Consider the following 25,902-nt stretch of genomic DNA (forward strand, 5'->3'; position numbering starts at 1 on the left):
AGATTCCCCTGCCCGCAAGAAAGACCACCCATGACCATCACCATCGCCACCTGGAACGTCAACTCCGTCAAGGCGCGGCTCGAGAATGTGCTCGACTGGCTGCGTGAAGCTGCGCCGGACATTGTCTGCCTGCAGGAAATCAAGTGTCTCGACGAGAATTTCCCGCGCCTGGAGATCGAGGATCTGGGCTATAATGTCGAAACTCACGGCCAGAAATCCTACAATGGCGTGGCCATCCTCTCGAAATTCCCCATCGACGAAACCGTCACCGGCCTGCCCGGCGATGACGGGGATGAGCAGGCCCGCTATCTGGAAGCCGTGATCTCGACCGAAGACGGCGTGGTGCGCGTCGCGTCCATCTATCTGCCCAATGGCAATCCCGCGCCGGGGCCGAAATTCGATTACAAGCTGGGCTGGATGAAACGCCTCGGAGCGCGCGCGGCAGACCTCCTCACCTATGAGGAAAAACTCGTCCTGGCGGGGGATTACAATGTCATTCCAGGCGACCATGATGTCCATGACCCGGCCGCCTGGGAGGGCGATGCGCTGACCCGCCCGGAATCCCGCGAGGCCTTCCGCTCACTTCTGTGGCTGGGCTTCACCAGCGCTTTCGAACAATGCGATGGCCGCGCGCATCAATACACCTTCTGGGATTATCAGGCCGGAGCCTGGCAGAAAGATCATGGTATCCGCATTGACCATCTGCTGTGCTCGCCGCAGGCGGCCGATCACCTCAAGTCTGTCGAAATCCACAAGGACGTTCGCGGCAAGCCCAAGGCCTCCGATCACGTGCCGGTCGTGGGGACATTCGACTTCTAGTTTTCGGCCAGAACATTCTCGCCGAGCTCGGGCGGGCGGACCATCAGGTCCAGCATGCCCGTCACCAGTTCGATCTCGCTCAGCAGCGTGCGGATACGGTTTTCATCATCCAGCGGTTTGAACAGGCTGCCCGGTTCGAACAGATTTCCGGTCTCGACCGCGATCAGCAGCTCGCCGCCGCCATGACGCTCGTCAAAGGCCGCGCGGACCTTCTTGCCTTTCACGGCCGTCTCAAGGGCCAGAAGCCGTTCCATGAAAGTCGGCGTCAGAAGATAGCGCGACATCACCTGATCGGTGGAATAGACCTCGAAAATCTTCTCGAATTTCGGATCGACCAGCCCGACCCGTTCCAGCTTGGTGCTGCCGAATGTCTTCCGGCCCCAGCCTTCCAGCGCATTGAATATCCCGGCATCGCGGGTGATAACCGTCACCCCCTCGACCGTGCGCGGAAACTCGATGCGGATCAGGAGCCCGCGGAAGACCGTGACCCAGGTGGTTTTCTTGTCGGTTTGCCGCCGCTGTTCCAGCTTGGCTTCATAGAGCTCGAAGACGGAACCATGGCGTTCGCCAATGAAATGGTCCTCGAAACTCTCGCGCTGCGAGGACGGGATCAGCCCGTGTTCGCGGAACACCTGGAAGCGCGCGGGGGCCGCCGGTTTCAGCGCATACTGCATGTCAGAAGCTTCGGCGAGGCGGTTCAAAAGCCCCACCTTCACTTCCTTGCGCAAGGCCATGAATTTGGTGCTGCCCAGAAAACTCCCGCCCATGACCGCCACGATAAAGGCGAAGAAGCCGAGCGGCTCGGCGGCGTTCGATACAAAGAATATGGCGGCAATGCCGCCGATGACCAGACCGCCGCCGACGCCCAGAACGAGGCGCTTGACCGCATCCTTGCGGCGGTCTTCGCGCTCGGACAGGAAGGGCGACAGCTCCTCCTTCCAGATGGTTTCCATTTCCGGTGAAAGGCGTTGGGAATCAGTCATGAAGCGAAGCTAGCGGCTCCGGCGTCGGGTGCAATTGCAAATTCAAACATCCCGTCATGCCGGACAGGCTCCGCCTGGTCCGGGACCCATGCCGTGACATCACCGCATCGCCATGGGTTCCGGGTTCGCGCTGAAAGCGCGCCCCGGAATGACGACTTGAATGACTCACCCCAGACGCGCGCGGGCCGCTTCAAGTGCATCCTTCTGCGCGGCATAATCCGCCATCTTGGCGCGTTCGGCGGCGACCACATCCGCAGGGGCGTTGGCAACAAAGCGCTCATTGGAGAGCTTCTTTTCCAGCCGCGAAATCTCGCCCGCCGTCTTCTCGATTTCCTTGTCCAGCCGCGTCCGCTCGGCGTCGAAATCGATCACCCCTTCCAGCGGCAGCGCATAGGTGGTCTCGCTCACCACAATCTGCGCCGAGCCTTCGGGGGCCGTGTCCGCCAGCGCAATGCTGTCCAGCCGTGCCAGCTGACAGATCAGGGCGGAATGGCGCTTCAGGCGTTCGGCAAGCGCCGCATCGCCGGAAATGGCCAGCCCGGCCGGCCGGGCCTTGGCGGGGATATTCATTTCCGAGCGCAGCTTGCGGATTTCGGTGATCAGGCTGACCAGCCAGTTCATCTCGTCCTGTGCCGCCGCATTGGCAAGGCCTTGCGGCTGCGGCCAGTCGGCCACGATCAGCAGGCTGTCCCGGCCCTCGGGCCCGGCGGTCTTCGCCCATAGCTCCTCAGTGATGAAGGGCATGAAGGGGTGCAGGAGTTTCAACGCCACTTCCAGCACATAGGCGGTTGTCGCGCGGGTCTCGGCTTTCGCGGCCTCGTCCTCGCCATTGAAAAGCGGTTTGGCAAATTCCAGATGCCAGTCGCAGAACACATTCCAGACAAAGCGATAGGCCGCGCTGGCCGCCTCGTTGAAGCGATAGGTTTCAAGCCCTTGCGCCACCGCGCTGGTGGCGGCTTCGGCTTCGCCCAGCAGCCATTGATTGACGGTCTGCTTCACCGACTTCGGGTCGAATTCCGGGTCCGGCAGGCAATCATTCATCAAACAGAAGCGCGCCGCATTCCACAGCTTGGTGCCGAAATTGCGATAGCCCTCGACCCGGTCCTTCGACATGCGAATGTCGCGGCCCTGCGCCGCCAGCGCGGCCAGCGTGAAGCGCACCGCATCCGCCCCGAACTCATCGACCAGCTCCAAGGGGTCAATCACATTGCCCTTGGATTTGGACATTTTCGCGCCGTGCTCGTCGCGCACCAGCGCATGGATATAGATATCCGGGAACGGCACCTCTTTCATAAAGTGAAGGCCCTGCATCATCATCCGGGCGACCCAGAAGAAGATGATGTCGAACGCCGTGACCAGCACGCTCGTCGGATAGAAGCGCTTCAGCTCATCGGTTTCCTCCGGCCAACCCAGCGTCGAGAACGGCCACAGCGCTGAGGAAAACCAGGTGTCGAGGACGTCTTCGTCCTGGGTCAGCGCCCTGCCACCGGCTTTGGCAACGGCCTCTGCCTCGCTTTCGGCGACAAAGACATTGCCGTCTTCATCATACCAGGCCGGAATGCGGTGCCCCCACCAGAGCTGACGCGAAATGCACCAGGGCTGGATATTGCGCATCCATTCAAAATAGGTCTTTTCCCAGTTCTTCGGATGGAAATCCGTTCGCCCGTCCTCGACCGCGGCAATCGCATCCCTGGCCAGCACATCGGCCTTCACGAACCACTGATCCGTCAGGAAGGGCTCCACCACCACGCCGGAGCGGTCGCCAAAGGGCTGTTGCACCTTGCGGTCCTCGATCCCGTCCAACAGGCCGAGTTCGTCCATCCGGGCGACGAGTTTTTCACGCGCCTCGAACCGATCGAGGCCGCGCCACTCGGCGGGGATCCGGTCCAGACCGTCGACCTTTTCATCGGTGATCTCGGAGATTAGCCGCGCCTCACGGTCGAACAGATTCACCATCGGCAAGCCCTGGCGCTCACCCACCATGAAGTCATTGAAATCATGCGCCGGTGTGATCTTCACCGCGCCCGAGCCCTGCTCCGGATCGGCATGTTCATCGGCCACGATCGGGATCTCAACGTCCGCAATCGGCAGGCGGATGGTCTTGCCCACGAGGCCGGCATAACGCTCATCCTCCGGATGCACGGCTACACCGGTATCGCCCAGAACGGTTTCCGGACGCGTGGTCGCGACCACGATATAGTCGCGCTCCTCCCACTCGGTGGCCTGGCCGTCCTCGTCAAAGGCAATCGGGAATTTGTAGGTCGAGCCGTCGGCCAGCGGATAGCGGAAGCGCCAGAAATGCCCGTCGACTTCGCGGTTTTCCACTTCCAGGTCGGAAATCGCCGTCTGGAAATGCGGATCCCAGTTCACCAGCCGTTTGTCGCGATAGATCAGCCCCTGCTCATAGAGCTCCACGAAAACCTTGAGCACCGCCTTTGACAGGCCCTCATCCATGGTAAAGCGCTCGCGGCTCCAGTCACAGGATGCGCCCAGCCGGCGGAGCTGGTTGAGGATGGTTCCGCCGGATTCCTCTTTCCATTCCCAGACGCGCTTTATGAAGGCCTCCCGGCCCATATCCCGGCGCGAGATATTGCCTTCCGCGGCCAGCTGGCGCTCGACCACCATCTGCGTGGCAATTCCGGCATGATCGGTGCCCGGCTGCCACAGCACGGCCTTGCCCAGCATGCGGTGATAGCGGATCAGCACGTCCTGCAGCGTATTGTTCAGCGCATGCCCGATATGCAGGCTGCCCGTCACATTGGGGGGCGGAATGACGATGGAATAGGTTTCCGCCTGCGGGTCATCCTTCGGCTGGAAGGTTCCGGCATCTTCCCATTGCGCATAGAGGCGCGGTTCAGCGGCGTTCGGTTCGAATGTTTTTTCTAGCATGGCGGCGGATACATAAAGGGCGCCGACGATTTCGTCGACGCCCTATTCTTTTCTGTTTCAGTTAAGCGCTTAGCGTCGACGCGAAATTCGTTCGATTTCGGCTTCGACCTTCTCCTCGACGATCCGTGGCAAATTCGTATCGAGCCAGTCTTTCAGCATCGGACGCATCATTTCGCGCACAATGCCTTCAAGGGTCAGGCCATCGGCCGAGGCCACACGGAGATTTTCAGCCAGGGCGTCAAACGCGCCGGCGGCGGCTGTCGCGGCCGGTGCCCCGACCAGCGAATCATCCTCTTCCGCAGCCGGTTGCGGCGCAGCTTCCGGAGCCGCTTCGGCGACGGGTTCAGGTTCGGGCTGCGGAGCGGGCTCGTCCTCCTCGCGGTCGACAATCATCAGATCATCATCAAGCGCCAGCGGGTCGGTACCGCCGCCGACTTCATCAATCTTGTCGGTGAGCTCGAGCACTTCATCATCTGCCGGTTCCGGCTCTGCCGGGGCTTCAGCCACCGGTTCCGGCTCCGACGGAGCTTCGGCGGCCGGTTCGGGCGCGGGCTCTGGCGTCGCCTCTTCTGCCGGTTCGTCGGCGGCGGGTGATTCGGCAGCCGCCTCGGCTTCGCCACCGTCCTCGTCCTCGTCTATGATCCGGCGGATCGAGGCGAGGATTTCTTCCATGGACGGTTCGTTTTCTGCAGCTTCTGTTGGCATGAGCGGGCGATCCCTCTTCCGTCGCTTCCCCTGATGGGCGAATTAAAACCGGTCTGGAGGGGTGCTGTCCAGCCGTAAAGCCCAGTTATCCGCGGATTAATTCCACGGCATGAAGCCGGCGTCACCGCTGGAAGACGTGCTGACATAGGGTTCCGGCTCACCGGTAATGCCCAGCGTTTCCGCTGTCAGCAGTCCCATCGCCTGCAACAATGTCAGGCCGGCGACATACGAATCACGTTCCGCACTGACGAGTGTCAGGCGGGCATCCAGCAATTCCTGCTCGGCATTGAGGACATCCAGCGTCGTGCGCAAACCGACAAAGGCTTCCTGCTGGACACCATCCAGCGCAATTTCATTGGCTTCGACGGACTGCTCGCTGGAGGCGATCACCGACCGGCTGGCGACAAGATTGTTGAACGCCGTTGTCACCACCTCGGTGACCTGCCGGCGGGCAGCGGTCACCCGCATCCGGGCCTGATCGGCATTGAAGTTGGCCTGCCGCACGCGCGAGCGGTTGAGCCCGCCCGTAAAAAGCGGCACGGAGACCTGCGCGGCGACCGAGACCCGGTCGGTCTGATCCCCTGAAAGCTGCTGGTCCAGCCCCCGGCTGGCAGACGCGGACAGGGACACATCCGGCATGTAAGCGCCGCGGGCCGTCCGGATGGCGGCACGAGCCGAATCCTCGGTAAAGGCTGCGGCCCGCAAGACGGGGCTGAAATCCAGCGCAATCTCGAGCGCATCTTCCAGTTCGTCCGGCAATTGCGGCAGCGGCGGCTCGGGGGCCAGTGTGGCCGGGTATTGCCCGACGAGCGCGGCATAACGCGCCCGGCTGGCCGCCAGCTGCGACAGCGCGGCGGCAAACTGGGCGCGGGCGCCGGAAAGCCGGGCTTCGGCCTGGGACACATCTGTCCGTGTGATCTCTCCGACTTCGAAACGGTCCTCGGCGGCATCCAGCTGAGCCAGCAGCACTTCGACATTATTGCGGCGGATTTCAGCGATCGAGACATCACGGCGGACATCCAGATAGGCTGTGGCTGCCTGCAACAGCACCGTCTGCTCGCTGGATCGCAACTGTTCGCGCGATGCCTGGACATTGGCCTGCGCCTGGCTGATCGCGCCATTGATCTCGCCGCCGCGCCAGATCGCCTGACTGGCATCAATGCGATAGCTCTGTGGTGTCACCGTGTTCGACTGGTTGAAAAACCCGCCCGAACTTTCTGTATAGGTGCTGCTGATTCCGGCCGTCGCCGAGACATTGGGCAGCCAGCCGGCGCGCGCCTGCGTTATCGATTCTTCAACGGCACGAACCCCGGCGCGCTCCGCCTGCAGGGTCGGGTTGGACCGGTAGGTCAGCTCGAGTGTTTCCTCGAAAGTCTGGGCTTGCGCCGGGAGCGTCAGCACTGCGGCCGCGATCGCGCCGGAAATGAGAAGTCTGGTAAACATGTGCGTCCCTCGAATTTCGCCGCAGTTTATACGTTAATACCCGCAGGCATAGTGTCGGCTTTGTAAGGTTCCGGACACGGCCAACGATGTGAACATCGTTCACTTAATTAACGTAACCGTCTTTTCAAGCGGCGTCTTGCCGCATCAGAAGACGAAACCGGCCTCTTTCTCGAAACCGGGAATCAATCGCGGCGTCGAATCAAATACGATACGGTGACCGATACTGTCGCCGGACCGCGTGAATATCGTCGCTTTTCCGGACATGCCCTTGCGCACGACGACGGCCAGCCGGCCGCCATCCTTCAACTGGTCAAACCAGGCCCGCGGCACATCCTCGACAGCGCCCTCGACAAAGATCACGTCATACGGCCCCTGCCCCGGCGCGCCCTTCACCGGATCGCCGCCAATGATCGCCGTATTGTCGCAGCCGGCATCGGCGAGCGCATCGGACGATTTCCTGACCAGCGACTCGTCGGCTTCGACGCCGACAACCGTTTCCGCCATCCGCGACAACACAGCCGCCGCATAGCCACGGCCGCTGGCAATGTTGAGCACCAGCTCGTCCGGCTGCACCTGCGCAGCATGAATCAGCAGGCCCAGATCGCGCGGGCGCATCATCCAGCGGCCCGGAGCCGCCTCCACTTCACAATCAGCATAGGCGATTGCCGCCTTGCTCTTCGGGATGAAGGCATGACGCGGCAAGGTCCGCAGCGCTTTCAGAAGCCGACGGTCTGTGACATCCGCCGTATGAATCTGGCTATCGACCATCGCATCGCGTTCACGGGAAAAATCCGGCACGTGGGCCCCCTCTGATTTACCAAGGCGTGGCGCTTATATCGCGCGTTGAAAGCCTGCGGCAACACCTGATGACGGCGATCGTGCGAGAACACGTTGCCGGGACGAATGGCCTCGGTTACAAACCCGGCTCACCGCAAGGATGGCTCCGTGGCGGAGTGGTGACGCAGCGGATTGCAAATCCGTGTACCCCGGTTCGATTCCGGGCGGAGCCTCCAACCATCCCGGCCAGACACAAGCGCGAACCGGCCTATTCCGCTGCCGGCGGCGCCACGCCGGCGCGCTGCAGTGCGCGGTCAAGCTTTCCCGTCAGGGCCAAGAACAGCATGTGATAATCGCCGCGCAGCGACCATAGCGGATAGGTGAATGTCGCAGGCTTGTTCTTTTCGATGAAGGCGTGACTCACCCAGGCAAAAAAATAGCCGGACAGGGGCACCGCCAGCAAAAGCCACCAGTTTTGCGTTGCCAGGGCATAAACCAGCACGCTGATGGCCAGGATCGAGCCCGTATAATGGAACAGCCGCGTTTCCAGCTTGGCGTGCTCTTGTAGGTAGTAGGGAAAGAAATCGCTATATGTTGTGTATTCACGCATGGAAATCCCCCTCCGGTAAGACTTATTCAAGCAGACTGAATCGTTTTCGACCATTTCGCAAACCCGTTAACTTCATATTTACCCTCTTGGGAGAAAGTTTACCTGTCTTCCCGTGAAGACACCCCACCATCCACCCAATGCCTTGTCGGGAGCCTCACTGGCTCCCGATTTTCTTTGTGCATTTGATGGCGCATCAAGGCTTGCCGCCGGATCAAATCCGGTGGTATAGCCCCCGCCTCATTGCTAAGGCTTTTCCCTGGTAGCTCAGTTGGTAGAGCAGGTGACTGTTAATCACCGGGTCGGCGGTTCGAGCCCGTCCCAGGGAGCCAGCAATGACCTCCGTATCGTGCAGAAATTCTGATCAATTCCGAAAAAGACGCGTCAATTCCGGGCTTGCCTCTCGATTCTGAGTCGGATTCGGCCTATCTCGCACCTGCAACATGGCCTGCGGGCGAATCAGACGGATATCCACTATGCGCTTCAACGGCCGGTATATCGCAGCCATCGTCATTGTCATTCTGGTCGGAAGCTTCTTTCTCTTCGGAACGGTTTTCAATAATCGCGATGCCGGTCAGGCCGCGCAGGATGGCCAGGCCCCGTCGCGCGCGCCCCGCGTTGTCTATGAAACCTTCACCGCCGAGGAACAGCCCGGCTATCTGGTGCTGCGGGGCCGGACAGAGGCCCTGCGCGAGGTCTCTGTGCGCGCCGAAACCGGGGGCCGGGTCGTTGAAGCGCCCGCACCGGAAGGCGCCCGCGTCGAGGAAGGTGATCTTCTTTGCCGGCTGGAAGTCGATGCCCGCCAGGCTGCGCTTGACCAGGCCCGCGCCGATCTGCGCGCCGCCCAGCAGGAATATGAAGGCGCGGTGACACTCAGCGACCGGGGGTACCGGTCCCAGAATTCCGTCGCCGCCCTCGAAGCCGCCCGGGACGGCGCCCGCGCCCGTCTCGAAGCGGCGCAGCAGGAATTGGCCAATATCTATATCCGGGCACCGTTCGGCGGCTGGTTTGACCGGCGCGATGCGGAAATCGGTGACTATCTCGCTCCGGGCGCGTCCTGCGGCGTGGTGCTGGAGCTCGATCCATTGCTGGCGGTGGCTCAGGTCTCGGAAAGCGATGTCGGCGTGCTGGAACCGGGGATGACGGGTGAAGCCCAGCTGATTACCGGAGAAACCGTGACCGGAACACTTCGGCGCATCGCGCATCAAGCCGATCCGGCCACAAGAACGTTCCGGACCGAATTATCGATTGCCAACCCGGACGGCGTCTTGCGGTCCGGCATTACCACCGAAATCATCATCCCCCTGCCGGCGCAGCGGGCACACCTCGTGCCGACCACCGTTCTTGCGCTCAACGAAGACGGGCATATCGGCGTCCGCATCATCGACAGCAATGACCGTGTGCGATTCGTCGAAGTCGAATGGCTGTCCGACGCGCCCGGCGGCAGCTGGGTGGCCGGCCTGCCGGATCCGGCCAGGGTCATTGTCCAGGGCCAGGACTTCGTGGAGGACGGCGCCATCGTGGAATCGGTGGCCGCGCCATGACCTCGATCGTCGATTTTGCCGTCAATCGCGTCCGCATGATCCTGGTCATTTTCGGCGTACTGCTGATGGCGGGGCTGGTCTCCTACCTCACCGCACCGAAAGAGGCCGATCCGGATGTGCCGATCCCCTTTGTCGGCGTCATCGTGCCGCTGGAAGGCCTGTCACCCGAAGATGCCGAACGCCTGATCCTGCGTCCGGCCGAAACCGAATTGCGGGCCATTGAAGGCCTGGAGGAGCTCAACACCACCGGCCAGCTCGGCGCGGGCTCCATGGTGCTGGAATTCGATGTCACCTTCGACGCCGATCAGGCCATTCTCGATGTCCGCGAGGCGATCGACCTCGCCCGCCGCGAATTTCCCGATGATGCCCGCGAACCCGTGCTCAGAGAGGTCAATGCCGCGCTGGCCCCGGCCATTGTGGTCCAGCTCTACGGTGATGTGCCGGAACGCGCGCTCTACCGTCTCGCCCGCAACCTGCAGGACGAGCTGGAAGCCCTGCCCTCGGTTCTGGAAGCCAATCTGGCCGGCGCCCGCGATGAATTGCTGGAAGTCGTGGTCGATCCGGCGCGTCTGGAATCCTATGGCGTCACTTTCGGACAGGTCATCAACGCCGTTCAGGCCAATAACCAGCTGGTGGCGGCCGGGGCGCTGGATACGGGTGATGCGCGCTTCCAGGTGAAAGTGCCCGGCCTGTTCGAAACCGCGCAGGATGCACTCAACCTGCCGGTCGCGCGCAATGGTGATGTCGTCGTGACGCTAGCGGATCTGGCTGAAGTGCGTCGCACCTTCAAGGATCGCGACGGCTTCGCGCGCTATAATGGCCGCCCGGCCTTTTCCCTTCAGGTCGTGCGCCGTCCCGGCGCCAATGTGATCGACATGACGGCAGAAGTCCGTGAGGCCGTGGCCGGGATTTCCTTCAGCTGGCCGGAATCGGTCGGGCACGCCTTCTCGCTGGATGTCTCGACCTATGTCCAGGATTCGCTCAACAGCCTGACCAGCTCCATCATTCTCGCCATTGTTCTGGTGATGATCATCGTCGTCGCAGCACTCGGCCTGCGTTCGGCGCTGCTGGTCGGGATCGCCATCCCCTCCAGCTTCATGTTCTCCTTCCTGCTCCTGAACATATTCGGCTATTCGGTGAACTTCATGGTGATGTTCGCCATGGTGCTCGCCGTCGGCCTGTTGGTGGACGGCGCGATTGTCGTGGTCGAATACGCCGACCGGAAGCTGGCAGAAGGCACGCCGCGGCGCGAAAGCTATGCGCTTGCCGGCAAGCGCATGTTCTGGCCGATCGTCTCCTCGACCGGCACCACGCTCGCCGCCTTCCTGCCCTTCCTGTTCTGGAACACCATTCCCGGCCAATACATGGCCTATCTGCCGACCACGCTGATTTTCGTTCTGTCATCGGCCCTGGTCATGGCGCTGGTTTTCCTGCCCGCTCTGGGGTCCGTCATCGGCAAACAGCCGATGAAGGGCGATCCCGGCACGCTGGCCATGCTGTCCGCGGAAAGCGCCGCCCGCCCGACCGAGTTGCCCGGCTTGACCGGCATGTATGCGCGTATGATTTCTTCGTTGGTCAAGCGCCCGCTGGCGGTGGCCGGGGTCACGATGGCCATCGTCGCCGGAACCATCGTCTGGTTTGGCGCAACCCCGCACCGCACCGAATTCTTCCTCGATACCGAGCCGGAGCAGGTCTATGTCTTCGTCCGCGCGCGCGGCAACCTGTCACCGGCCGAGCAATACCAGCTCGCCGTCCAGGTCGAACAGCGCCTTGACGAGATTGACGGCATTCGCGGCTATTTCACCACGGCCGGAAGCGCCGCCCAGTCCGGCAGTTTCAATGACGGCGTATCCGGCGCGCCGGCCGACGCCGTGGCCCGGATTTTCATTGAATTCTATCCGCACGGTCAACGTCGTGACGGCCGCGAGATTCTGGCCGATATCCGCGCCGCCGTCGCTGATATCCCCGGACTTGTGACGGAAGTCCGTCCCTTCGAGAACGGCCCGCCGGTCGGCAAGGATGTGCAGGTCGAATTACGGTCCAATAATTTCGTCGCCCTGGATGAAGCCGCCCGCGCCGTCCGCGCCCGGCTCGATGAAACGCAGGGCCTTGTCGATATCGAGGACACATTGCCGCTGCCCGGCCTGGAATGGCGGCTGCAGGTGGATCGTGAGGAGGCCGGGCGGTTCGGCGCCGATGTGGCACAGATCGGGGCCGCCGTTCAGCTGGTGACCAATGGTGCCCTTGTCGGCCGCTATCGCCCCGATGATGCGGACGAGGAAGTTGATATCCGGGTCCGCTTCCCGGCGGAGTATCGCGGCATTGATGCGCTGGACCAGTTGCGGGTGAACACGCCGGAGGGCGCTGTGCCGATGAGCAATTTTGTCACGCGGGAAGCCCGGCAGCGCGTCGATTCCATCAATCGCCGGGATGGCATGCGGGTGATCGAGATCCGCGCCAATGCCGATGACGGATTTGCGGCAAATCTCCTGCGCGATGAATTGCGGACATGGATCGAGGCGGAGCAGGCAGCCGGCCGCATCTCTACGGATGTTGGCATCCGCTTCCGCGGCGCGGACGAGGAAACCGCCGAGGCCGGACAATTCTTCGCCGTCGCCATGCTGGCTTCATTGTTCATGATGGCCGTCATCCTGCTCTGGCAGTTCAACAATTTCTGGCATGTCTTCCTGACCCTGCAGGCGGTCGTGCTCTCGGTCATCGGCGTGATGATCGGTATCCAGCTCTCCTTTCCCTACATCTCGGTGCTGTTTGTGGGCACCGGCGTGGTGACGTTGGCGGGCATTGTCGTGAACAACAATATCGTGCTGATCGACACCTTCCACCGCTTGCGGGAGACGGGCTTCGGCGTCGACGACGCCATCATCCGTACGGCGGCCCAGCGTCTGCGGCCGGTCATGCTGACCACGGTCACGACGATTTTCGGCCTTCTGCCCATGGTGTTCCAGATCAATGCCAATTTCGGCACCGGCGTCATCGGCATAGGCGGCCCGTCATCGGAATGGTGGGTGCAGCTCTCCAGCGCCGTGGTCTGGGGGTTGGGCTTTGCCACCTTGTTGACGCTCGTCCTGACACCGGTTTTCCTCGGCGTGCCGCTGCGGATCGCCCGCTTCTTCAACCTTGCCGACGAGGAGGCCGCACGCACGGATCCCGGCAAGATTGAGACGGCCCCCGCCAGTTAACCATTGGCAACTTGCCATTTCTGGTGACAATCTTTTCCCGCTAACAGGGGAGATTGTCATGCGCGCGCTGATCACGACCATTCTGTTTGCCGTTTTTTCCGTCGCGGCATCCGCACAGGACTATGCCATCCAGGCACCGGATGAGGCCCATATCCGGCAAAGCATCGAGGTCGAATGGACGGCCGCTGACGACTCCGGGAACATGATCGAAATCCGCCCTCTGGAAGAGGGCGCCCGGCGCGTAGCCTATTCCTACCTTCAGACGAATCCGGAAAACATCGAAGCTCCCGAACAGCCCGGCGATTATCTCCTGGTCTTCACGCATGGTGGCGAGGTCGTCGCCAGTCAGCCGCTGCGCGTCGTCATGGCAGAAGCAACCATCACGGCGCCTGCAACTGCCGGTGCCGGAGAATCGATCGAGGTGAGCTGGACCGGCCCGATCAGCCGCGGCGATCTGGTCACATGGGCCGAACGCGATGGTGAGTCCATTCGCGGTTCCGCCTATGGCTATGTCGGGAATACAGCTGACGGCTCCCGCAGTCTGCGCGCACCGGCCGATGCTGGTGAGTATGATGTTGTCTATCGCACTGGCAGCACCATTCTGGCGCGGGCACCGGTAACAGTCGGCCGTATCTCCGCAACGGTCACGGCACCCGCATCCATCCATGCGGGCGGGCGCATCGAGGTCACATTCGAGGGTCCGGAAAATTCCGGAGACCTGCTGACTTTCAGCGACCGGGGCGGCGAAGCGCGCAATGGCATCGGCACCTATACCTATGTGTCGAACACCACGGACAACACCGCCATGCTGCGGGTTGGCGAAACCCGTGGCGAATTCGATGTGGTCTATGTCTCCAATGGACGGGTGATAGGCCGCTCACCCATCGAAATCGTTGAAGCCAGCGTCGAAATTGACGGCCCCGGCGAAGTCCATGCCCGTTTCCTTTTCAATGTGGCATGGGAAGGGGCCGGCAATGCCGGTGACATGATTTTCATCGCCGATGCCGAAGGCAACAGTTACGACTACAGTTATATTGATCCGAGCGAGCCAGTGGTCGAGCTCGCCGCGCCCGAAGATGTGGGTGATTATTCGCTGGTCTACCGGACGCGCGGCGGCGAGGTGATGGACACAGAACCCCTCAGCGTCACCCCTGCCCCCAACCCGCCGGGCGAATTGGTGGTCACCCAGAACCGGGCGGCCCTTGGCTCGGGCGATGCGGTCGAGATCATTCTGGATGCGTCCGGCTCCATGCTGCAACGCATTGATGGCGAACGGCGGATCGAGATTGCCAAGGCGACGCTGACCGATCTGGTGACCGGGACCATCCCCGAAGGCACAGGGTTCGCCCTGCGCGTATTCGGGCATCGCGAAGCCGACAGTTGCCGCACCGATCTGGAAATTCCGCTCGGCCCGCTCAATGCCGCAGCAGTAACGTCCACCATCGCGGGAGTGAATGCCATGAATCTGGCCCGTACCCCCATCGGCGCGTCCATCGCCCGGGTGCGCTCCGATCTGGCCGGCGCATCCGGCCAGCGCATTCTGGTCGTCCTCACCGATGGCGAGGAAACCTGCGACGGAGACGCCGCCAGTGAAATAGCCGCGCTTCGGGATCTCGGCTGGGATATAAGGGTCAATATCGTCGGTTTTGCCATTGATGATGCGGAACTGGAACAGACATTTGAAAGCTGGGCCGCGGCTGGCGATGGCAGCTATTTCAGCGCCGTGGATGCCGGCGGTCTCGCCGAGGCCATGACCCGCGCAGTCGCAACCCGGTTTGACGTCATCAATGCGGAGGGCGAGACCGTCGCCTCGGGCCTGACCGGCGGCGATCCCATCACCTTGCCAGCTGGCGCTTATCGTATTGTCGGCGGTGACCGCGAAGTCAGCGCCACCATTCTTTCAGAGGAAGTGACAACGGTCGGGCTGGACTAGCCGGGCGGGTCCCAGCGGCTTCAGCGAAAAAGCTGTACCCGAAAAAACAGGGTCGGAACCCGGTTTCGCGATTCGAAGGGTCGGCAAGCAGACGGTTGGCGTCTTTAGACTGACTTAGAAATCAGTGAACAGGCACCGATGCCGAATAGCACGTCAGCCATCGCGGAACGAATGCATCCATTTCATGGCACCTGTGCTGTGCCAGACCTCCCCCGAACGGGTTATAGTCAGTCTGATGCTGTTCAGGACATTTTCCGGGGGCAATAGTGGCAGGCGCGCATCTGAGCGCTTGCCCGGTCACGGGAGTCAATAATGAACCGCTTTCTTCGCAGCATAGGTGCCGCCCTCTTTTTGCTCAGCCTTTCAGGCTGCGCCAGCTATATCTCCGGGGGACCGCTGATCCGGCCCGGCGAGCCGACCGGCATTATCGAAGTCGTCAACCGGTCCCGGCTGCCCGTGACCGCAGTCCTTATTTCCAATTGCAATCACTCTACCTATGGCCTCAATCGCTTGCCGCAAGGCATGGCGATCCAGAGCGGGCGGTCCTACCGCTTCACCGTTTCAGCGGGCTGCTGGGACGTCCTCGCTGGCCGTGCCGGTGCGGAAGCCCGTCAGCGCATGCAGGTCCGGGCAGGCGGTGGCGTCCGATATACAGTCCACGACTGATCGGGCCGGGCAACACTCAGCCCGGCGGGACGGATGCAGCAGCGCCCGATTCCGATGCCGCTTCGGCCTGACGCCGCCACATCTGGGCATAGAGCCCGTCTCGGGCCAGCAGTTCCGCATGCGTGCCGCGCTCGGCAATCCGGCCGGCGTCCAGCACCAGGATCTGGTCCGCCCCGGCAATCGTCGACAGGCGGTGCGCCACCGCCAGCGTTGTCCTTCCCTTCGCCGCTTCGGCGAGTGCCACCTGCACCTCCCGCTCGGTTTCCGAATCGAGCGCGGAGGTGGCTTCATCCAGGATGAGCAGACGCGGATTCTTAAGGATCGCCCGCGCCACGCCGACGCGCTGTTTTTCACCGCCGGAGAGTTTCAGGCCGCGCTCGCCCACCCGCGTCTCCAGACCATCGGGCAGGTTCCGGATGAAATCACCCAGGCGCGCCCGTTCCGCCGCTTCCATCAGCGCGGCGTCATCGGCCGCGGGATCGCCATACTGGATATTCGCCCGCAGCGTATCATTGAACAGGACCACATCCTGCGGCACCAGACCCAGCCGTGCGCGTAGCGAGTCCTGGGTCACCGATCTGACATCCTGTCCATCGATCAGGATCTGGCCTGACGCCGGATCATAGAAGCGGAACAGGAGCTTCAGCAGTGTGGATTTTCCGGCACCGGACGGCCCGCAAACACCGGTGAAACTGCCCGGAGCCAGCGCAAAGCTGAGCCCATCAATCGACCGGTCGCGGCCATCATGGGCAAAACTGACATCGCGGAATTCAACCGCCCCGCCCCGGTCTTCCAGCGCGATCGCACCCGGCGCATCCGCGACATCGGGCTGGATGGCGAGGGTTTCGAACAGGCGCTCCATATCGACGGCCGCCTGGCGGATTTCACGATACGCCCAGCCAAGAATATTCAACGGCTGATAGATATTCATCAGGATCAGTGTCACGGCGGCAATATCGCCGGCTTGCAGCACACCATTCCAGGCTTTCCACCCGGCAGTGACCGCCATCGCCAGCAGGCCGAGATTCATGACCAGCGCCTGCAGGCCGTTGAGAAAGGCGAGCGAACTCATCGACCGCGATGCGGCATGCGCATAACGCGTCAACGCCTCGTCATACCGGTCGGTTTCGCGGCGCTCGGCGGCAAAGGATTTGACCGTTTCGAAATTCATCAAAGCATCGACGGCCCGCGCGCTGGCCTCATTGTCGGCCTCATTCATGTCGCGGCGCAGCTTCACCCGCCATTCCGTCACCGCCAGGGTCGACAGCGCATAGGCGGCCACGGTCACAATCGCGATGACGGGAAACTCCCAGCCATAGGCAATGCCCATGACCGAAGCCGCCAGCAGCAATTCCACCACGGTCGGGCCGATATTGAAGACAAAGAAGCGCAGGAAGAAATCAATCGCCCGCGCCCCGCGATCAATGATCCGGCTGAGCGCCCCGGTGCGCTTGGTCTGGTGATAGCCGATCGACAGGCGCTGCACATGGCCGAAGGCGCGCACCGCGGTCAGGCGCTGGGCATCCTGGCTGACCGGTGCAAAGAAGGCATCGCGCAATTGCGGCGCGCCCACGCTCAGAAAGCGGGCACCGGCATAGAGGGTGAAGGCGAGGATGAAACCCCAGATCGCTGTATCGGCGGTCCGTTGGGTGATCGCATTCACGCCCTCGCCAAAGGCCACAGGGGCCATCACGGCGAATATCTTGGCGATCAGTGTCAGACCCAGCGCCAACGCCATGCGCGGCCGCCAGCGGCGCATCTCGTCGGACAGGAGGAGCTGGAAGAGCCGCCCTAGCGCCTTGCCAAAATCACCCTGCGGAGGCGGTGTGTCAGTGTCGGCCATTTGCGTCAGATAGGGTGAAAGCCGGCCAATAGCCAGAGTGCCAAAAGAAAACGCCGCCCGGAGATGTCCGGACGGCGTTTCTTCAACCGGAGTTGGAAACCGGCCTAGATATCTTTCAGGCCAGCCGCCGGGCGGAAAGCCGCCGACGTCTTGGCTTTGGACATCATGGTCTCGCCGGTACGCGGATTGCGAACCTGGCGGGCTTCACGATGCTTGGCATAGAAGGTGCCGAAACCGGCGAGCTGGACATTGTCCTTGCCTTTGACGGCACCAACGATGGCTTCGATCGTGGCGTCGACGGCTTCACCGGCTTGTGCCTTGGACATGCCGGTGGAGTCAGCGACGGCCTTGGCGAGATCTGATTTATTCATTTTGGGTCTCCCCCAGAGTGTTGAATTAGTGCCCTTCGGCGAATGCCTGCAGGGCGCAACAGAACTGTTGACGGCCCAATTGAGGACGCAGGCGAACCATAAAGCAAGGCCAAACCTCTGGATTTCGCTGTTGCAGCAAGGGATTCCGGCGCTTTTTCACGGTTTTTTGCAGTCCGGCACGGCTTTTGCGGTTAACAAATCATTATGAACCGCAATGACCCACACTTCGATCCCGCCCGTGCGATGCAGATGATTCGGCTGATTCCCGCGCCGATTCTCGCCGCCATCGCCGGATTCGCCTTGCTGAAAGCCCTTGGCCTCGATGGCCCCTGGCCGGAACTCGCCGGTGCCATCGCCGGTGGCTATGTGCTCGGTGTCGTGGCGCGGCGCGCCAACATCAATTCCCGCTAAGCGACGCGCCATAGGCTTCGGCCAGCGGTCGGAGTTCTTCCGGCGAGTGCAAGGTGAAGAGATCGTGGATCGCCGCATCCGGGTTTGCGGCGCTCTGATGATGATGCTCACAAATCCGGAAACCCATCCAATAGCCGATCTGCGCCGGCCAATCCGTGTGGTCCGGATGACGTCCGGAAAACCAGCCCGGCGCGGAAAAAGGTGGCGCATCCATCACAGCCTCGAACTCTGACCAGAGCGCCAACTCATTGGCTTCTCCGTAAATGTGCCGATCACCGAGACGCCAGCCGGACGCCAGATAAGTCACATATTCCGCGCAGCCTTCGCGCACCGCGACCGCCAGCATGTTCCCGTTGTCCGGATTGTAGATGGATAGGTAATTCTCGATTCCGCCCTGCGACCACATCTGCAGGACGTGTGCGTCTTCATGCACTGCCACTTGCGGCAGGTCGCTGGCGCGCGCCCTTCCACCAGTACCATTGGGGAATTCCGATAGGTCGGTCTCATCTGTTAAAGCGATGGCATCGATGGCAATGGCGATATGGACCGCAGGACCGTCGGGCCCGTTGACGCGTACCGGCGTCCCGCCTGCTGTCTGGTCGGCAACGAGGAAAAAGATCGGCGCAACCTGCCCGGCAGGCGCAGTGGATGACAGTCTTTCAATGGCCGCATTCAGCTCTCCTTCCCGCGACATGATATAGGCTTCCAAGCTTGGCAGAGTGCGGTAGTAATTCGGCCGTGCCTCGAATGCCGCGGCAATCGACTCCGCTGTCGTGCCGTATCGCTCTGCGAAAGCGTGAAAGGCCGGACTTGCTTCATCAACATAGCGCTCGAAGGCTGTCAGCGGCGCTTCGCCGGCATCAATCGCTTCCAACGCTTCGGCAAACAGCCGCAGATCGTCGAAATGGATTTCGGCCTCGCCCAGAACGGGACTCGACGCCAGCAAAAAGGCAAAGAACGCCAGAAAAATTCGTGTCATGTCCAATCACCTCGTGTGCTTTCCACTCACACGATGCACATAACGCCTGTTCTGGATGCAATGGCAGTCTGATGCCTAAACCTTCACCAGCATCTTTCCGGTATTGGCGCCGGAGAACAGCCCCATGAAGGCTTCAGGCATATTCTCGATACCCTCGACAATGGTGTTGCGCGGTTTCACCTTGCCCTCGGCCATCCACTTGCCGAGATCGCCGATAAAGGCAGGCAGCAGGTCGAAATGGTCCGAAACAATAAAGCCCTGTATCCGCAATGACTTGCCGACGATATAGGTGAGGTTGTCAGTGATTTTTGCGCCCGGGTCATTATAGCGCTGGATCATGCCGCAGGCGGCAATCCGGCCTTTCGGCTTCAGCACTTCCAGCGCCGCCGTCCAGTGTGTGCCACCGACATTCTCGAAATAGGCATCCACACCGCCGCCAATGGCCTTGGCTACCGCCTTGTCCAGACGTTCGGCCGCCTTGTAATCCACCGCCGCATCGGCCCCGATGGAGAGACAGTAGTCGGCCTTGTCCTGACCGCCCGCCGTGGCCACGACTTTCGCGCCCATGGCTTTTGAAAACTGGATCGCGGCGGAACCGACGGCGCCCGCCCCGGCGGAAACCCAGATGCTCTCGCCGGCCTGCAGATCGATCATCCGCTTCAGCCCGACATAGGCGGTCATGCCGGTCAGCCCGGCAATGCCCAGATAATCCTCGGGCGCGATGTGGGTGGTATCGAGCTTGTTCAGCCCCTTGCCGTCGGAGATATAGGCCTCGCGCCAGCCATTCATGGAATTGACCCAGTCGCCTTCCTTGAAGCCGGGGTGATGGCTTTCCACCACCTGTCCGACGGCGCCGCCGTCCATGGGCGCGTCCAGAGTGAACGGGTCGATATAGGTGCGCACACCGCTCATGCGGCCCCGCATATAGGGATCGACCGACAGGAAACGGTTGGCCACCAGCACCTGCCCCTCGCCGGGTGAGCCGATGTCGGTCTCCGCCATTTTGAAATGCTCGGCGGTCGGCTCGGTCTTGGGATAGGCAGTCAGGTGGATTTCACGGGATATCATACGGCGAGGTCCTCTGGGTTATTTCCGGCATCAAGTGCCATCAGATCAATTAGTGAAAGATCATGGCCTATGCCCAGCGCCAGATGCGTGAGCCATAATTGAACAACGGCAAGAATGACGAACATGATCGGCAATGCCGCGAGCTGGCCAAGAAGTTGAAGCGCAACGATTAACAGGTTTTGGGAATAAAAACGATGCAGCAGGCGCCCCATGGCCACGAAATACCAGATGATCGAGACGACAAACCCTGCCCAGAAAAGCGCGGTTCCGGAAGCGAACGCAACGATCAGAAAAAATGGCAAAACCATTATGTAGGACGCATTGGTGGCTGCCAGATAAGCCAGAGCATGTCCGAAAAACGAACGCCGCCAATAATAAAACTTCAACAACAACAGAAAGGGTAGAGTGGACAAGAAAGCCAGCGGCATGGAGGTCAACGACGACATCCGGTCGAGTGTGAGGTCGACCTCGGCCCGGCAGGCCTGCATCGCTTCGGCGCGGTTGGCAGCATAACCGGGATCACTGGCGTCGAGCGGCGTCAATCGCGCCTGGCAATCCGGACCGGCTTCCAGCCATATTTCAATTGCGGCGCTGGTCTCCGGTGACGCCTCGAGCGCCTCGAGCGACATGCCTGTCGGCATATCTGCAAATGCCATCAAAGCAAATTGCAGCCCGAACAGCACCAGGAAAAAACGAATGATCGGCACATATTTTTCGCGGTCACCGGCATAGGCCGCTTCCACGACGCGCGGTGTGCGGAGGAATGTATCCCAGATTGTCCGGAAAATGCGCGTGTCCACACCAATCGCGGCATCAGCCACATCATCGACATCCGCGCGTGACGGGCGCGCATCATCCGGTTGGTTCGGATCGCTCATTGGGTCTCCCTCTTCGACTAACCTAGCCTGCACGCCGATTCTCACAAGAGGCGAAGCACGGAAAAGTCCGGCAACAATTGGTGAAGCCCGCCACTGCGGCATTTCCTTGCCGGTAAGGACTTGCCTGCTAGTCAGCGCGCATGAGCATTCACGATACCCAGATGAAGGCGGGCGTCATCGGCGCTGGCGTTTTCGGCGGACACCATGCGCGCAAATACGCCGCGTCGGACCGCGTCCACCTGGCGGGCGTCTATGACACCGATGCAGGCCGCGCCGAGGCGCTGGCCGCTCAGCTGGAAACGCGCGCCTATACCGACCTTGAGGCCCTGATCTCCGATTGTGACGCGGTCACCGTCGCCAGCCCGGCCGTGCATCATTACACCGGTGTGAAAGCGGCCCTGCAGGCGGGACGCCACGTGCTTGCCGAAAAACCGCTGGCGGACACCGCGGCCCGCGGCGGGGAGCTGATCCGCATCGCCCGCGAGCGCAATCTCGTCCTTCAGGTCGGCCATCAGGAGCGCTTTGTGTTCAACGCCATGGGCGTGTTCGACATCGACGAAGCCCCGCGCCGCATTTCCGCACGCCGCATGGGCCTGCGCTCGACCCGCAATCTGGATGTCTCGGTCACGGTCGATCTGATGATCCATGATCTCGACCTGGTCATGGCGCTGGCGCGGGCGCCGCTCGCCCGCCTTGAAGCGAACGCCACCAGGATATTCACCAGCCTGCCCGATGCGGCCGATGTGCGCATGGTCTTCGAGGACGGCTTCGAGGCCCTGCTGGAATCCAGCCGGGCCGCCGAGGCGCTCGACCGGGTCATGCGCATCGACTATGCAGGCGGATTTCTGGAAGTCGATTTTGTTGCCAAGACCTTCATCAACGAGACCGGTTTTGATCTGAACGCCGACTTTGCGGAAGACCCGAAGGCGAAGGATTCCCTTGGCGCCAACGTCAACGCCTTCATCGAGTCCGTGCTGGATGGCACACCGGTGGCCGTGCCCGCCGAAGCCGGCCTGGCCGCACTCGCGGTCGCTCGCGACATTGACCGGGCGGCCGCGCTCTGACTTCGCGCTTGAATGCCCGGCGCACCGGGTCTAGATCGCGCCCATGACAAAGCTGCGTATAGCCTCCGCCCAGCTGAACCCGACGGTCGGCGATATTTCTGCCAATCTGGACAAGGCGCGGGCGGCGCGCGCCGAAGCCGCCGCCAATGGCGCGGACCTGATTGCCTTTCCAGAGCTTTTCATTCTCGGCTATCCGCCCGAGGATCTCGTGCTTAAGCCCGCCGCGGTCGAAGCCTGCCATGCGGCCATCGAAACCTTCGCGAAAGAGCCCGGCATCGCCGCGCTGATCGGCACGCCCTGGCGTGAGGACGGCAAGCTCTACAATGCGGTGGTGCTGATTGACGACGGCGAGATCAAGGCCACACGTTACAAGCACGACCTGCCCAATTATGCCGTCTTTGACGAGAAACGCGTTTTCGCACCCGGCCACATTCCCGCCCCGGTGGATTGGCGCGGCCTCAGGCTCGGCCTGCCCATCTGCGAGGATATCTGGCTGGAAGACGTGCCGCGCGCGCTCGCCACACAGGGCGCGGATTTCTTCATCTCCATCAATGGGTCACCCTGGCGGCGCACGATTGAATCCGAACGCCGGGATGCCTTCGGGAAATGGGCGGACCTTGATGTGCCGCTGGTTTTTGTCAACCAGGTCGGCGGACAGGACGAGCTGGTCTTTGACGGAGCCTCCTTCGCCTGGAATCCGGGCGGCGGAGAAATCCAGCGCCTGCCCGCCTTTACCGAACACCTGGCATATTCGGACTGGACAAAAGCGGATGGCGTCTGGACCGGCACCAGCGAACAGAAATCAAAAGTCCTGACCGGTCTGGAGGCCGACTGGAAAGCCACCTGTCTGGCGCTGGCCGACTATGTCAACAAGAACGGCTTTCCCGGCGTCGTGTTGGGCATGTCCGGCGGTATCGACAGCGCGATATCCGCGGCGCTGGCGGCGGATGCGCTCGGGCCGGACCGGGTCTGGGCCGTGATGATGCCGTCGAAATACACCTCTGATCACAGCCTCGAGGATGCGAAGGCCTGCGCCGAGGCGCTCGGCGTGCGCTATGACATCATTGATGTCGAGCCCGCCATTGCGGCCATGGGCGGCATATTGACCGGTATTTTCGCGGGGCAAACACCCGACACGACCGAGGAGAATATCCAGTCGCGCATGCGCGGCGTGGTGTTAATGGCCCTGTCCAACAAGTTCGGCCCGATGGTTTTATCCACCGGCAACAAGTCGGAAATGGCGGTGGGTTATGCCACCCTCTATGGCGATATGAATGGCGGCTATAACGCGCTGAAAGACATCTACAAATCCGAAGTCTATCAGCTCGCCCGCTGGCGCAATCAGCAAAACGCCTCACCGGGCCTCGCCCCGGCCGGCACGGTGATCCCGGAACGCATCATCACCAAGGCCCCGTCCGCCGAACTCAAGCCCGATCAGACCGATCAGGACAGCCTGCCCGATTATGACGTGCTCGATGAAATCCTCACCGGCCTGGTCGAGAACGAGCACGGGCCGAAGGAAATCGCCGCGCAGGGGCATGATCCGGCGCTGATCGCGCGCATCGAGAACATGCTCTACCGCGCCGAATACAAACGCCGCCAGGCCCCGCCGGGCGCCAAGATCGGGCGCAAGAATTTCGGCCGCGACCGCCGCTATCCGATTACGAACAAGTTTCGTTCGGTGAGGTAGAGGCCGTTTTATCGCCAAAATTGGATGTTTGATCCACTTTCATGAAATGGCTCGCGATAGCATTCTCCATCCTCATTGGAATTCCGACCGTAGTTTTCGCGGTAGATTACTATGGTCGCTATGACAGCTGGCGAACTCTTGATGCTGCAACCGTGCAAGCTGAAGCCGTCAATTATGTAGAACGATACGATATCAACAATGTCGGTGTTTGCGTATATGCCGTTACGTGCGAAGCGGACCAAGCGATCCTATCGCCAATCCCGGATCTCGACGCGCATGATTTTTATCAGACACGAGAATTGATCTGGGCAAGGCGCTTTGAAGGGGCCTGCACTGGGCGCACTGCCAATCTAGGCCTTCATTTGGTCGAGCTGGAACAAAATTCCACGACCCTTCGGTCTTATCAAGAAACGGGCAGGTGGTCGTTTTCAAACGACAGGTTCATTCAGCGGCGAAGTCGCTTTCAAAGTGGCTATTTCAGCGAAGAGCCGTGGCAAAGATGCACTCCCGATAATTTTGCATTCACGCGGATTGACGGTGAAATCACGCTCCCTCCCGAGACAGGGATTGATTGAATGGTCAGGTTGTTATTTTCGTTGCTGGTATTGGCAGCTGAACCAGCCATCGCCCAAGACGCTGAAAACTGGCCTCCTCCTCCCGGGCCGGTTTGTGGAGAAATCGAGTCCGGCGTGGAAGCTGACTACCGTCGACATGAGGCAGAGCTAACCGCAGATCGATTTCGCGCCGCATTCGACGCTATGAACTCGCACGTTCTTGAGTGGACCATCGGAAGCACCGCTTACGATTTCCCGGGCTCTGAAGTTGATATTGCCTGGACAAACCATATGGCCATCATCCGACTGTATGTCCTTAAACTCGAAGCGTTGAGTGCAGAGGGCGAAGAAGAACAACTGGCGATCAATCGGTTCTGTGATGCGCTCTCCAGCGCATTCATTATGGATTAGCAGCACAGCTCCAATTCCCATGCCTCGCGGCATTCGCCGGCGGGGATGTTGGTGTTCGACAGAAGACATGAAACACAACCTTTGCGATTATTTCCCTCGCCCCCTTCAGGGGGAGAGGGTAGGGTGAGGGGGTGCGACATCCGAACCGTGATAGAGCCCGCAAACTCAGGCGCGAACAGACCGATGCAGAGGGCAAGCTCTGGTATCTGCTGCGCAATCGGCGACTGGCCGGATACAAATTCAAACGGCAATTCCCGATTGGCCGCTATATCGCTGATTTTGCATGCGCGGAGCTGAAGCTTGTCATCGAAGCGGACGGCGGCCAGCATGCGGACCGTCAGCCCTATGATGATAATCGCTCACGCTGGCTGCAATGCGAAGGCTGGCGCGTGCTACGCTTCTGGAACCATGACATTCTGAACAATATCGAGGGCGTTACCGAGACACTTCTGGAAGCAGTGCGGTTTCTGGAAAACAACCCCTCACCCTACCCTCTCCCCGCAAGCGGGGAGAGGGAAAACCGCTAGCGGTCCCGATTAGCCGCCTCCGTCCGCCAACTTATCCACCCCTCCCCAACCGCCCCTATAATGCGCCGCACCTCATCCCGTGAGAGGCGGTCTGCAGGTCGTCTGTATATCGGGGGATGAGGGGAATGCCTCGAGTGGGCCGGGCTAACGATCCGGTTCATGAAAGAGCGGCTGCGGGTGCGACGCCTCCTGAAAGGGAAGCGGGCGGATATCGCCTTGCAGGATTGAAGGGTGGAAAGGTCCATCGTCAGGCCCTCCTGGCTTGGCCAACGAAACGGTGGAAACCGGTTGCCCGGTTGGGGAAAGCCCATGCAATCCGGCGGGTAGGACGAAATACCGGTGTGCCTGAAAGACGGTCCGGCAGTTGTAAGACATTCCGCGCGGGAGGCCTGGCAGGCCACCCACATACACATCCATAGACGGCTTGCGAGTTCCTCCCGCGCCCTCTCTCATCCTCAAAGCCTCGCGGCGCTGACCGGCGGGGATGTTCGGCATGGCAGATGTGGATCCGGTGTCCTCCCCACATTCCCTCCCACCTCA

At 61.3% G+C, this 25,902-nt stretch carries 22 protein-coding genes and 2 tRNA genes; 13 read left to right on the plus strand and 11 right to left on the minus strand.

All coding sequences use genetic code 11. The features are described 5' to 3' along the window. The first annotated feature begins 30 nt into the window (after positions 1 to 30). Positions 31 to 819 (plus strand): exodeoxyribonuclease III, encoded by a 789-nt coding sequence (locus DBR16_RS07995; RefSeq protein ID WP_109260751.1) that lies wholly within the window; start codon positions 31 to 33, stop codon positions 817 to 819. Here DBR16_RS07995 and DBR16_RS08000 read toward each other — a convergent pair. The 5 genes from DBR16_RS08000 to DBR16_RS08020 all read right to left on the minus strand — a co-directional run bounded on the left by DBR16_RS08000 (position 816) and on the right by DBR16_RS08020 (position 7,637). Next, entirely contained in the window at positions 816 to 1,802 is a 987-nt protein-coding gene (locus DBR16_RS08000; RefSeq protein ID WP_233347680.1) for a DUF3137 domain-containing protein, read from the minus strand. The genes DBR16_RS07995 and DBR16_RS08000 overlap by 4 nt on opposite strands. 165 nt (positions 1,803 to 1,967) lie before the next feature. Then, entirely contained in the window at positions 1,968 to 4,691 is a 2,724-nt protein-coding gene (locus DBR16_RS08005; RefSeq protein WP_109260752.1) for a valine--tRNA ligase, read from the minus strand. A 69-nt stretch (positions 4,692 to 4,760) separates the two neighbouring features. Beyond that, entirely contained in the window at positions 4,761 to 5,396 is a 636-nt protein-coding gene (locus DBR16_RS08010) for a DUF2497 domain-containing protein (protein WP_109260753.1), read from the minus strand. A 96-nt stretch (positions 5,397 to 5,492) separates the two neighbouring features. Continuing rightward, positions 5,493 to 6,839, minus strand: coding sequence for a TolC family outer membrane protein (locus tag DBR16_RS08015; protein WP_109260754.1), 1,347 nt, complete (start codon positions 6,837 to 6,839; stop codon positions 5,493 to 5,495). Between the two features lie 144 nt (positions 6,840 to 6,983). Then, the gene (locus DBR16_RS08020; RefSeq protein WP_233347682.1) at positions 6,984 to 7,637 is read right to left on the minus strand and encodes a protein-L-isoaspartate O-methyltransferase family protein; all 654 of its coding nucleotides are present in this window, start codon (positions 7,635 to 7,637) and stop codon (positions 6,984 to 6,986) included. A gap of 141 nt (positions 7,638 to 7,778) precedes the next feature. On the opposite strand from DBR16_RS08020, the gene DBR16_RS08025 reads away from it, so the two are divergent. Further along, positions 7,779 to 7,852, plus strand: a tRNA-Cys gene (locus DBR16_RS08025). 32 nt (positions 7,853 to 7,884) lie between these two features. Here DBR16_RS08025 and DBR16_RS08030 read toward each other — a convergent pair. Continuing rightward, positions 7,885 to 8,226, minus strand: a complete 342-nt coding sequence (locus tag DBR16_RS08030) for a DUF962 domain-containing protein (RefSeq protein ID WP_109260755.1) — start codon at positions 8,224 to 8,226, stop codon at positions 7,885 to 7,887. A gap of 253 nt (positions 8,227 to 8,479) precedes the next feature. Here DBR16_RS08030 and DBR16_RS08035 point away from each other — a divergent pair. From DBR16_RS08035 to DBR16_RS08055, 5 genes are all read left to right on the plus strand, one after another. Then, positions 8,480 to 8,555: transfer RNA gene (locus DBR16_RS08035), tRNA-Asn, on the plus strand. Positions 8,556 to 8,699: 144 nt separating this feature from the next. Beyond that, complete coding sequence (locus DBR16_RS08040; protein ID WP_161539445.1) at positions 8,700 to 9,767, plus strand: efflux RND transporter periplasmic adaptor subunit; 1,068 nt, start codon at positions 8,700 to 8,702, stop codon at positions 9,765 to 9,767. Then, complete coding sequence (locus tag DBR16_RS08045; protein ID WP_109260757.1) at positions 9,764 to 12,967, plus strand: efflux RND transporter permease subunit; 3,204 nt, start codon at positions 9,764 to 9,766, stop codon at positions 12,965 to 12,967. The genes DBR16_RS08040 and DBR16_RS08045 overlap by 4 nt, the downstream gene beginning before the upstream one ends. A gap of 58 nt (positions 12,968 to 13,025) precedes the next feature. Continuing rightward, a complete protein-coding gene (locus tag DBR16_RS08050; protein WP_109260758.1) occupies positions 13,026 to 14,900 on the plus strand; it encodes a vWA domain-containing protein in 1,875 nt (624 codons plus the stop codon). A gap of 312 nt (positions 14,901 to 15,212) precedes the next feature. Beyond that, positions 15,213 to 15,566, plus strand: coding sequence for a lipoprotein (locus tag DBR16_RS08055; RefSeq protein ID WP_109260759.1), 354 nt, complete (start codon positions 15,213 to 15,215; stop codon positions 15,564 to 15,566). Between the two features lie 16 nt (positions 15,567 to 15,582). Here DBR16_RS08055 and DBR16_RS08060 read toward each other — a convergent pair whose 3' ends face one another. Together DBR16_RS08060 and DBR16_RS08065 are read right to left on the minus strand one after the other, a co-directional pair. Then, positions 15,583 to 17,409 carry an ABCB family ABC transporter ATP-binding protein/permease gene (locus tag DBR16_RS08060; protein ID WP_109260760.1) on the minus strand — a complete coding sequence of 609 codons (1,827 nt, stop codon included), beginning with the start codon at positions 17,407 to 17,409 and terminating at the stop codon, positions 15,583 to 15,585. Positions 17,410 to 17,513: 104 nt separating this feature from the next. Further along, positions 17,514 to 17,780, minus strand: coding sequence for an HU family DNA-binding protein (locus DBR16_RS08065; protein WP_109260761.1), 267 nt, complete (start codon positions 17,778 to 17,780; stop codon positions 17,514 to 17,516). Positions 17,781 to 18,029: 249 nt separating this feature from the next. Between DBR16_RS08065 and DBR16_RS13995 the strand changes: the two genes are divergently transcribed. Beyond that, the gene (locus DBR16_RS13995) at positions 18,030 to 18,191 is read left to right on the plus strand and encodes a hypothetical protein (protein ID WP_161539446.1); all 162 of its coding nucleotides are present in this window, start codon (positions 18,030 to 18,032) and stop codon (positions 18,189 to 18,191) included. On the opposite strand, the gene DBR16_RS08075 is transcribed toward DBR16_RS13995, so the two are convergent. The 3 genes from DBR16_RS08075 to DBR16_RS08085 all read right to left on the minus strand — a co-directional run bounded on the left by DBR16_RS08075 (position 18,178) and on the right by DBR16_RS08085 (position 21,116). Continuing rightward, positions 18,178 to 19,170: a hypothetical protein gene (locus tag DBR16_RS08075; RefSeq protein ID WP_109260763.1), complete on the minus strand. Its 993-nt coding sequence runs from the start codon at positions 19,168 to 19,170 to the stop codon at positions 18,178 to 18,180. The two genes, DBR16_RS13995 and DBR16_RS08075, sit on opposite strands and share 14 nt — an antisense overlap. 75 nt (positions 19,171 to 19,245) lie before the next feature. Continuing rightward, positions 19,246 to 20,238, minus strand: coding sequence for an NADP-dependent oxidoreductase (locus tag DBR16_RS08080; protein WP_109260764.1), 993 nt, complete (start codon positions 20,236 to 20,238; stop codon positions 19,246 to 19,248). Continuing rightward, positions 20,235 to 21,116 carry a DUF3667 domain-containing protein gene (locus tag DBR16_RS08085; RefSeq protein WP_109260765.1) on the minus strand — a complete coding sequence of 294 codons (882 nt, stop codon included), beginning with the start codon at positions 21,114 to 21,116 and terminating at the stop codon, positions 20,235 to 20,237. The genes DBR16_RS08080 and DBR16_RS08085 overlap by 4 nt, the downstream gene beginning before the upstream one ends. A 140-nt stretch (positions 21,117 to 21,256) precedes the next feature. Between DBR16_RS08085 and DBR16_RS08090 the strand changes: the two genes are divergently transcribed. From DBR16_RS08090 to DBR16_RS08110, 5 genes are all read left to right on the plus strand, one after another. Next, entirely contained in the window at positions 21,257 to 22,180 is a 924-nt protein-coding gene (locus tag DBR16_RS08090) for a Gfo/Idh/MocA family protein (protein ID WP_109260766.1), read from the plus strand. A gap of 43 nt (positions 22,181 to 22,223) precedes the next feature. Further along, positions 22,224 to 23,870, plus strand: a complete 1,647-nt coding sequence (locus DBR16_RS08095; protein ID WP_109260767.1) for an NAD+ synthase — start codon at positions 22,224 to 22,226, stop codon at positions 23,868 to 23,870. A gap of 41 nt (positions 23,871 to 23,911) precedes the next feature. Further along, the gene (locus tag DBR16_RS08100; RefSeq protein ID WP_109260768.1) at positions 23,912 to 24,445 is read left to right on the plus strand and encodes a hypothetical protein; all 534 of its coding nucleotides are present in this window, start codon (positions 23,912 to 23,914) and stop codon (positions 24,443 to 24,445) included. Further along, positions 24,446 to 24,835, plus strand: a complete 390-nt coding sequence (locus DBR16_RS08105; RefSeq protein WP_109260769.1) for a hypothetical protein — start codon at positions 24,446 to 24,448, stop codon at positions 24,833 to 24,835. It abuts the gene before it with no gap. A 131-nt stretch (positions 24,836 to 24,966) separates the two neighbouring features. Beyond that, on the plus strand, positions 24,967 to 25,362 hold the full coding sequence (locus DBR16_RS08110) for an endonuclease domain-containing protein (protein WP_109260770.1): 396 nt from the start codon (positions 24,967 to 24,969) through the stop codon (positions 25,360 to 25,362). Positions 25,363 to 25,902 lie beyond the last annotated feature (540 nt).

Source organism: Hyphobacterium indicum, from assembly GCF_003129605.1.
GTDB lineage: Bacteria > Pseudomonadota > Alphaproteobacteria > Caulobacterales > Maricaulaceae > Hyphobacterium > Hyphobacterium indicum.

Bases quoted from the DNA above. Each gene is read 5' to 3' on its own strand.
- DBR16_RS07995 (WP_109260751.1), top strand. From the start codon at position 31: ATGACCATCACCATCGCCACCTGGAACGTCAACTCCGTCAAGGCGCGG.
- DBR16_RS08000 (WP_233347680.1), bottom strand. From the start codon at position 1,802: ATGACTGATTCCCAACGCCTTTCACCGGAAATGGAAACCATCTGGAAG.
- DBR16_RS08005 (WP_109260752.1), bottom strand. From the start codon at position 4,691: ATGCTAGAAAAAACATTCGAACCGAACGCCGCTGAACCGCGCCTCTAT.
- DBR16_RS08010 (WP_109260753.1), bottom strand. From the start codon at position 5,396: ATGCCAACAGAAGCTGCAGAAAACGAACCGTCCATGGAAGAAATCCTC.
- DBR16_RS08015 (WP_109260754.1), bottom strand. From the start codon at position 6,839: ATGTTTACCAGACTTCTCATTTCCGGCGCGATCGCGGCCGCAGTGCTG.
- DBR16_RS08030 (WP_109260755.1), bottom strand. From the start codon at position 8,226: ATGCGTGAATACACAACATATAGCGATTTCTTTCCCTACTACCTACAA.
- DBR16_RS08040 (WP_161539445.1), top strand. From the start codon at position 8,700: ATGCGCTTCAACGGCCGGTATATCGCAGCCATCGTCATTGTCATTCTG.
- DBR16_RS08045 (WP_109260757.1), top strand. From the start codon at position 9,764: ATGACCTCGATCGTCGATTTTGCCGTCAATCGCGTCCGCATGATCCTG.
- DBR16_RS08050 (WP_109260758.1), top strand. From the start codon at position 13,026: ATGCGCGCGCTGATCACGACCATTCTGTTTGCCGTTTTTTCCGTCGCG.
- DBR16_RS08055 (WP_109260759.1), top strand. From the start codon at position 15,213: ATGAACCGCTTTCTTCGCAGCATAGGTGCCGCCCTCTTTTTGCTCAGC.
- DBR16_RS08060 (WP_109260760.1), bottom strand. From the start codon at position 17,409: ATGGCCGACACTGACACACCGCCTCCGCAGGGTGATTTTGGCAAGGCG.
- DBR16_RS08065 (WP_109260761.1), bottom strand. From the start codon at position 17,780: ATGAATAAATCAGATCTCGCCAAGGCCGTCGCTGACTCCACCGGCATG.
- DBR16_RS13995 (WP_161539446.1), top strand. From the start codon at position 18,030: ATGATTCGGCTGATTCCCGCGCCGATTCTCGCCGCCATCGCCGGATTC.
- DBR16_RS08075 (WP_109260763.1), bottom strand. From the start codon at position 19,170: ATGACACGAATTTTTCTGGCGTTCTTTGCCTTTTTGCTGGCGTCGAGT.
- DBR16_RS08080 (WP_109260764.1), bottom strand. From the start codon at position 20,238: ATGATATCCCGTGAAATCCACCTGACTGCCTATCCCAAGACCGAGCCG.
- DBR16_RS08085 (WP_109260765.1), bottom strand. From the start codon at position 21,116: ATGAGCGATCCGAACCAACCGGATGATGCGCGCCCGTCACGCGCGGAT.
- DBR16_RS08090 (WP_109260766.1), top strand. From the start codon at position 21,257: ATGAGCATTCACGATACCCAGATGAAGGCGGGCGTCATCGGCGCTGGC.
- DBR16_RS08095 (WP_109260767.1), top strand. From the start codon at position 22,224: ATGACAAAGCTGCGTATAGCCTCCGCCCAGCTGAACCCGACGGTCGGC.
- DBR16_RS08100 (WP_109260768.1), top strand. From the start codon at position 23,912: ATGAAATGGCTCGCGATAGCATTCTCCATCCTCATTGGAATTCCGACC.
- DBR16_RS08105 (WP_109260769.1), top strand. From the start codon at position 24,446: ATGGTCAGGTTGTTATTTTCGTTGCTGGTATTGGCAGCTGAACCAGCC.